Source organism: Paraburkholderia sp. (assembly GCF_036488505.1).
Classification (GTDB): Bacteria; Pseudomonadota; Gammaproteobacteria; order Burkholderiales; family Burkholderiaceae; genus Paraburkholderia.
In genome coordinates, this window is sequence record NZ_DASXHN010000009.1 from 22,534 (window position 1) to 29,360 (window position 6,827).

Genomic DNA, 6,827 nt, shown 5'->3' on the forward strand with positions numbered 1-6,827 from the left:
ATCTACCGGGTGAACGCTTTCGGCCTATCTGGGGAATTGTCGCGTCATGCTCGAACGTGTTCATCTGGTCATCGTCCGCGAAGTTGCGCGCCAAGGGTCGCTCACCGCGGCGGCCGGCGCGCTGTTTCTCACGCAATCCGCGTTGAGCCATACGGTCAAGAAGATCGAACAGCAGCTCGGCACCCCGATCTGGGACCGCGACGGCCGCGCGCTGCGGCTCACGCAGGCGGGTCACTATCTGCTGTCGCTCGCCGAACGGCTGCTGCCGCAATTCGAACTCGCCGAAGAGCGCATGAAGCAGTATGCGAACGGCGAGCGCGGCACGCTGCGCATCGGCATGGAATGTCACCCGTGCTATCAGTGGTTGCTGAAGGTGGTGTCGCCGTATCTGGCGCGCTGGCCCGACGTCGACGTCGATGTCAAACAGCGTTTTCAGTTCGGCGGCATCGGCGCGCTGTTCGGCTACGACGTCGATGTGCTGGTGACACCCGATCCGCTGTTGCGCCCCGGCCTGAGTTTCGAGCCGGTGTTCGACTACGAGCAGGTGCTCGTCGTGGCCGAAGATCACCGGCTCGCGAGCGTGCGCTATGTGAAGCCCGAACACCTGGTCGACGAAACGCTGATTACTTACCCAGTGGAAACCGACCGGCTCGATATCTACAACCAGTTTCTGCGGCCGGCGGGTGTCACGCCCCGCCGCCACAAGACGATCGAAACCACCGACATCATGTTGCAGATGGTCGCCAGCCGCCGCGGGGTGGCTGCGCTGCCGAAATGGCTCGCGCACGAATACGCAGACCGGATGCCGCTCGTCAGTGTGAAGCTCGGCAAGCAAGGGATCGCAAAGCAGATCTTTCTTGGCACGCGCGACGCGGATGCGACGCTCGATTACCTGAGTTCCTTCGTCGAATTCGCGCGGCAATCGAACTGGAAGGCGCCGCGCATGCGGCGCTGAACCACGCAAGCGTGCGAGTGATTGGCCGAGCGACAGACGCAGCCGCAGCGCCGCGCGTTGCCGTCTTCGACGCTTATCGATGCAACGCCAATCCCTTCACCGCCTTGTCAACGGCTTTCTTCGGACCATGCAGCGCAAGGCCGACCAGGTTCAGGTTGGCCGCATCCTCGGCACGAAAAACTTCTCGATTCGCCGCATCGTGGCCGGTCGAAAACATCGCGTGCACATAGGGGACCATCGTCAGTTCGCGCGCGAGCGCGTGCCGATGCGCGCCTTGCAGGCCGGGCAAGTCGGCGGCGAACACCATCATCGGCTGGCCGAACATGCGACCGTAGCGATGCCCGGCGGCATCCTCGTAATGCTCGCCCAGCGCATCAGGCGCCTCTGCCGCGACACCGGTCGCGAGAAACGCGACCACATTGAGCTTTTGCCAGACCGCGAGATCGTCACGCACGATCAGCGCCACTTTGGTATCGAACATGATTGCTCCTCGTTGAGCCGGTCATGTTCGGCGAACCGCGGCGTTCAGTCTGGAACGTTTGTGCACATGCGCCGGTAGGCGGCTGGCGTCATCTGGTACGCGCGGCGAAACCAGCGGCCGAGGTGGCTCTGATCCGCGAAACCCACTTCCGCGGCGACCTGCGCCGGCGTGCGGCCGGTCGCGAGCAATCTGCGCGCGGCGCGCAGGCGCAAGCGCACCAGATACGCATGCGGCGACGTGCCGAACGCGCGCTGGAACAGCCGCGTGAGCCGGAAGCGGTCGATGCCGGCGATATCGGCGAGTTCGTCGAGGCCGGGATTGCCGTGCATATGCTCATGCAGCAGATCGCGCACGCGCGCGATCGCGGGCGGCGCGGCGAGGCCGTCGATGACCGGCGCGTCGCGCAACTGGCCGCCGAGTTGCATCAGCAGACGATCGAGCGACTGGTCGCGCGCGAGCCGCCCCTCTTCGCCGTAGATGGCGAAAAACGCCTGCCGGATCGCGTCGATCACGCTGCGATCGTCGATGAGCGTATCGCCGAAAGCCGCCTCGACGCCGCCCAGGCCCGGCAGATCGAGCCGGCGCGCCGCGCGCTCGACCCACGCTTGCGGCAGATACAACATCGCGTAAGTGAAGCCGCCCGGCTCGGGCGCGTGGCCATCATGCAGCGCGCCCGGTTCGATCAGGATCGCGCGGCCCGGCACGCTCGTATGCAGCGAGCGATGGCACTGGAAGCGTTGCACGCCCTGTTCCGTGTAGCCGATCAACATGTCGTCGTGATCGTGCGGATCGTATGCGTGGCCATTGAAATGCGCGCGCAGGCCTTCGATGCCGGTCTCCGGATCGCGCCGGGCCACGAGCCAGTTATCGGGCTGGCCTTCGTGCGTCGTCACGCTCGTCATTACCTGGCTGCCTCCTTTGCATCCATGAGGGAACAGGTGGTCGCAAATCGCGCAAACGTGATGGGCGCGGGTGCGGCGCCGGCGAGCAGTTCAACCGCAGCGCGTGCGCCCAAAGACCGGGGAAATGGGCGCATTATCGCGCCCCGATTGTACGAGTATGCCCGCTCGCAAATGCTCGCACACAAGGCACGGCGGCAACTAATCGCAGCGCGCCCGCATCGGTTTTGGGTCGCGCCTGATTGCAGCTCGTCGCTCTATCGACAACTGTTATCCGACAACCTTTCAGTCGAGGAGGAGGCTCGCCTTTTCCCTGCATTGTCCTCACGCTGCCACTGTCGCCGCATTCGCGGGTTAACACGGTATGTACAACTGTGGTCACCCTGTATAGACTTTGTAAGTCATCATACAACTGTATCGGTCTGTTCTTCGAGCCGGCCGTACCGACGAATTCGCAAAGCTGTCCCGTTGAACTGAACGTGATGGCGCGGCCGAACAATGCCGCACTTTTTCAGGTGTGCAGCGTCCTGGACCCACGCCCCGGCATCTGCCCACGTCAGATGCGCTACTTTCAAAAATGCTCATGATGAAAATGAAATCTGCCTCCTCCGCTGTTCCGATGATCGTCGCGGCCGCGGCGCTGGCGTTCAGCACGATGCCGGCCGAAGCGCGCGTGTTCCGCTGCGCGGATGTACACGGTGACACCTTCCCGACCAACATGGCCGTCAAGCACATGAGCGAGGAAATCAGCAAGGCGACGGACGGCAAGGATTCCGTGAAGGTGTTCGGCAACAGCGCGCTCGGCTCCGAGAACGACACGATCGACCAGGTCCGCATCGGCGCACTCGACATGACCCGCGCAAACGGCGCGGCGTTCAACGAGATCGTGCCGGAATCGATGATTCCATCGCTGCCATTCCTGTTTCGCGATATCGACCATTTCCGCAAGGTGATGTACGGCCCGGAAGGCCAGAAGATTCTCGACGCGTTCGCGGCGAAGGGTATGGTCGCGCTGACGTTTTACGAGAGCGGCGCGCGTTCGATGTACGCGAAAAAGGCGATCAAGTCGCCGGCCGACATGAAGGGCCTGAAGGTCCGCGTGCAACCGTCCGATCTGATGGTCGATGAAATCAGGGCGATGGGCGGCATTCCGACGCCGATGCCGACCGCCGAGGTCTACACCGGTTTGAAGACCGGCCTCGTCGACGGCGCGGAAAACAATATCCCGACGTATGAAGAAGGCAAGCATTACGAAGTCGCGAAGGTCTACTCGGAAACCCAGCATTCGATGACTCCGGAAGTGCTGGTGTTCTCGAAAAAGGTGTGGGATACGCTGAGCCCGCAGGAACAGCAGATCATCAGGAAGGCGGCGGCTGACTCGGTGCCCTACTACCAGAAGCTGTGGACCGCGCGCGAAGCCGATGCGCAGAAGACGGTGACGAACGGCGGCGCAACCATCGTCGACGCGTCGCAAATCGACCGCCCGGCGTTCGTGAAGGTGATGCAGCCGGTGTGGGCGAAGTATGAAAAGACCCCGCAGATGAAGCAGATCGCCGACGAAATCCAGGCAATCAAATAAGCCTGGACATCACGAGCACGCTAGCCGTGCTCGCCGCCCGCCCGGTGCGCGGCTTCCTGCACCCCCCGCACCGCCGCCGCGACGATCAATCCCGTGAATACGACGCCCAGCAGACCAAGCAGGATCGCGTCGATCCGGCCAAACGTCGAGGTGGGCACCACGTCGCCATAGCCGATGGTCAACGCGGTAATCGAGCAGAAGTAGACGGTTTCGCCGAACGGCGAAGGCGTCCGGTTGGCTGTCTCGACCGCACCGCCCCAGTAGTACATGCCGAGTGTCAGCGCAATAAACAGCAGCAGTAGACCAGCCAGGATCGCGCGCAGATGCCACAGGGTCCAGCCGATTTCCGACAGAATGTCGCGTGCCCGCAGGCGCACGAGCGTGTCGCGTGTCGTATTTCTCATGACGGGCTCCGGTGCTTCCTGTTGGTCCTGCTTGCCCTGCCGGCGCGGCATGGCTGATTCCGGCAAGCCATCGTCAGCACAGACTCGGTCCGCGATCGGCATCGTGATGGCATCGGCGCCAGGTCATCCGTCGCGGCGGCGTTGCTCGAAAATGAGCAGCGTCAGACACGCATAGGCCGTCACCGCCAGAAACAGTCCCATACGCACCGCGAACGCGGCATAGACATCCTTGCCGGCCGCGCTGTCCTGCACCGACTGTCCGAGCAGAATGATCATCGTGACTAGGCTGTTCAGCCAGAAGCCCGGCGAGTAACGCGTCGGGCTGAGGCCATGAAGCTTGCGTCCCACCAGCAATCCGCACAGCAGCATCCACAGAAAAAACATCCATAGGTGCACAAAGAGCCGCAGCGCGAACCAGAAGCCGATCGCGAGCAGGCCGCCGAACAGCGTCGAGCCAATCAGCTCGCGCGCCGCGCCGCGTGCCGTCGTCGTGCAGCTTTGCCGGCCGAGGCTCACCGACTTCATGATGATCGGCATATAGCTTGCCGGATCGGTCATCGCAAGCAGATACGCGGGCAGCACCACGAGCGCCGCGCGCAGCGCGATCCGCGCCGCCTGATGGTCAGGCATGACCCGCGCGGCAGGCCGTGGCCGCGCGCTCGCGGATTCCGGCAGCAGCCAGTGCACCCATGCGGAGACCAGCACCGCGAGTACGAGCCCCTTCACCAACGCGCCGACGACAGTCACCGCCAGCTGGAAGTCGGCCGTGCCGGCCGCCGAGATCATCGTCAGTCCGGCGACCAGGAAGGTCGCGACCAGATTATTGCCGCCGCGCAATCCATAGCGAAACGCGACGAACAGCATGAGGCCGATGATCATCACGCCCGCCCACGCGTAATGGCGTAGCAACGGCACCAGCAGCAGGCCGCTGCCGGTGGTCAGCGCCACGACGAGCGCGAGCATCGCGCTGGCCTTCAACGACAGTGGACGGCTGTGCGTGGCGAGCAGAAAGACCGCGAACACCGGCGCGATGACGGGGATCGACAGGTCGAGCGCAAAACTGATCGCGGCGCACAGCGCGACGCCAAGGGCCATCCGTAACGCGCGTCGACCGGGTCGTTGCAGACGGGTGTCCATGGACGCGCTTCAATAAAGGTACGAAATCCAACTCATCGCGCGCAGAAACACGCGACCCAGCGGATTGAGCGGATTGCCGGGACTCGGAAACGCCATCACCTCGGCCTGTCCACCCACGCGCATGTTGCGCAGCCGCGCGCGCTCAGCCGGCTCGAACTCGACGATCACCGGAAAGCGCTGCGCCGGACGCAGCCAGTCGCGGCTGTTCTGGACCGTCGGCAGACCGCCCGGCGGCGCGCCCTGCCCGACACTCACGCCATAGCCGATACTGCGCACGCGCGCTTCGAACACTTCGCCCGGCAACGCATCCAGCGCGACCGCCACAGGTGTGCCGGGCGCGAGGCGGCCGAGGTTGTTCTCGGTCATGTCCGCGCTGATCCACACGTCGCGGATCGCGATCAGCGTCATCACCGGGTTGCCCGCCGCGGCGAACTGGCCCACTTCGGTGCGCAGATCGGTGATGACGCCGGCCGAGCGCGCCCTTATCCGCGTATTGGCCAGATCGAGCTGCGCCTTTTCCAATGCGGCGGCGGCGCTGCGCAACTGCGCGTTTTCCGCTTCGCCGCCGCCCTGCTGTTCGCGGGCGCGTTCCACTTCGGCGCGCGCCGCGGCTACCTGGCTTTGCGCCTGCTCGTGCGTCGCGCGGGCCACCTCAAGACGCCGCAACGACACAGTGCCCTCGTCTTCGCGATACAGCCTTTCGAGCCGTTCGCTGTCCTGGCGCGCCTTGACCTCGTTTGCAATCGCCGTGCGCAATGACGCGCGCGCCGAATCGATCCCGGCCGTGCTCGCGCCGAGCTGGCGGCGGGTCGACTCGAGATCGGCCCGCGCTCGCTCGGCGGCGATGCGGTATTGCTCGCCATCGACTTCGAACAGCAAGTCGCCCGCGTTGACCTCCTGATTGTTATGCACGAGTACGCGTGTCACCCGGCCCGATACCTCGGCGGCCACGGCCACCACATAGGCCTGTACGCGCGCCTGCTGGGTGTACGGCGTAAAGCGGTCGGCGAGCAGATACCAGATCAGGCTGACGGCAATCAGGCCCACTATCCACTTGACCGCGCGGCCCGAAGGATCGGCAGCCGCTGACGCTACCGGCGTGGCGGACGGTGTTGCCGTGGATGATTCCGGTGTCTCGCTCATCGGGACGCACCTTCGGATGGCGCGGCGGCGGTCCGTGGCGTGCTCGCGTCGTTCAGCAGATCGCCCCAGTCGGTGCGTTGCTCCATCTGCCGGCGCGTCGCCGCATCGACGAGCGGCTGCGGCGTGTACCAGCCGCCGCCCAGCGCCATGTACAGCCCGATCAGGCTGCCCACCGCGTTGCCGCGATTGACGACGTACGCGTCCTGCTGCGCGAACAGCGCGCGTTGCG

7 protein-coding genes and 1 pseudogene are annotated in these 6,827 nt (G+C 64.6%); 2 read left to right on the forward strand and 6 right to left on the reverse strand.

Going from position 1 to position 6,827, the window contains the following annotated elements:
- Positions 1–46 precede the first annotated feature (46 nt).
- Entirely contained in the window at positions 47–955 is a 909-nt protein-coding gene (locus VGH68_RS00620) for a LysR family transcriptional regulator (RefSeq protein ID WP_331601571.1), read from the forward strand.
- 73 nt (positions 956–1,028) lie between these two features.
- Here the strand turns inward: VGH68_RS00620 and VGH68_RS00625 are convergent, their stop codons facing one another.
- Positions 1,029–1,436 (reverse strand): DUF2000 domain-containing protein, encoded by a 408-nt coding sequence (locus VGH68_RS00625; protein ID WP_331601572.1) that lies wholly within the window; start codon positions 1,434–1,436, stop codon positions 1,029–1,031.
- A gap of 44 nt (positions 1,437–1,480) precedes the next feature.
- Entirely contained in the window at positions 1,481–2,338 is an 858-nt protein-coding gene (locus VGH68_RS00630; protein WP_331601573.1) for an AraC family transcriptional regulator, read from the reverse strand.
- Between the two features lie 583 nt (positions 2,339–2,921).
- Between VGH68_RS00630 and VGH68_RS00635 the strand changes: the two genes are divergently transcribed.
- A complete protein-coding gene (locus VGH68_RS00635) occupies positions 2,922–3,914 on the forward strand; it encodes a TRAP transporter substrate-binding protein (RefSeq protein ID WP_331601574.1) in 993 nt (330 codons plus the stop codon).
- Positions 3,915–3,934: 20 nt separating this feature from the next.
- Here VGH68_RS00635 and VGH68_RS00640 read toward each other — a convergent pair whose 3' ends face one another.
- The 4 genes and pseudogenes from VGH68_RS00640 to VGH68_RS00655 all read right to left on the reverse strand — a co-directional run.
- Positions 3,935–4,318: a potassium channel family protein gene (locus VGH68_RS00640; protein WP_331601575.1), complete on the reverse strand. Its 384-nt coding sequence runs from the start codon at positions 4,316–4,318 to the stop codon at positions 3,935–3,937.
- A 123-nt stretch (positions 4,319–4,441) separates the two neighbouring features.
- Positions 4,442–5,455 (reverse strand): DUF2955 domain-containing protein, encoded by a 1,014-nt coding sequence (locus tag VGH68_RS00645; RefSeq protein ID WP_331601576.1) that lies wholly within the window; start codon positions 5,453–5,455, stop codon positions 4,442–4,444.
- A 9-nt stretch (positions 5,456–5,464) separates the two neighbouring features.
- On the reverse strand, positions 5,465–6,598 hold the full coding sequence (locus VGH68_RS00650; RefSeq protein ID WP_331601577.1) for an HlyD family secretion protein: 1,134 nt from the start codon (positions 6,596–6,598) through the stop codon (positions 5,465–5,467).
- Positions 6,595–6,827: pseudogene (locus VGH68_RS00655) on the reverse strand (TolC family protein); the annotation flags it as partial. The pseudogene VGH68_RS00655 and the gene VGH68_RS00650, both read right to left, overlap by 4 nt.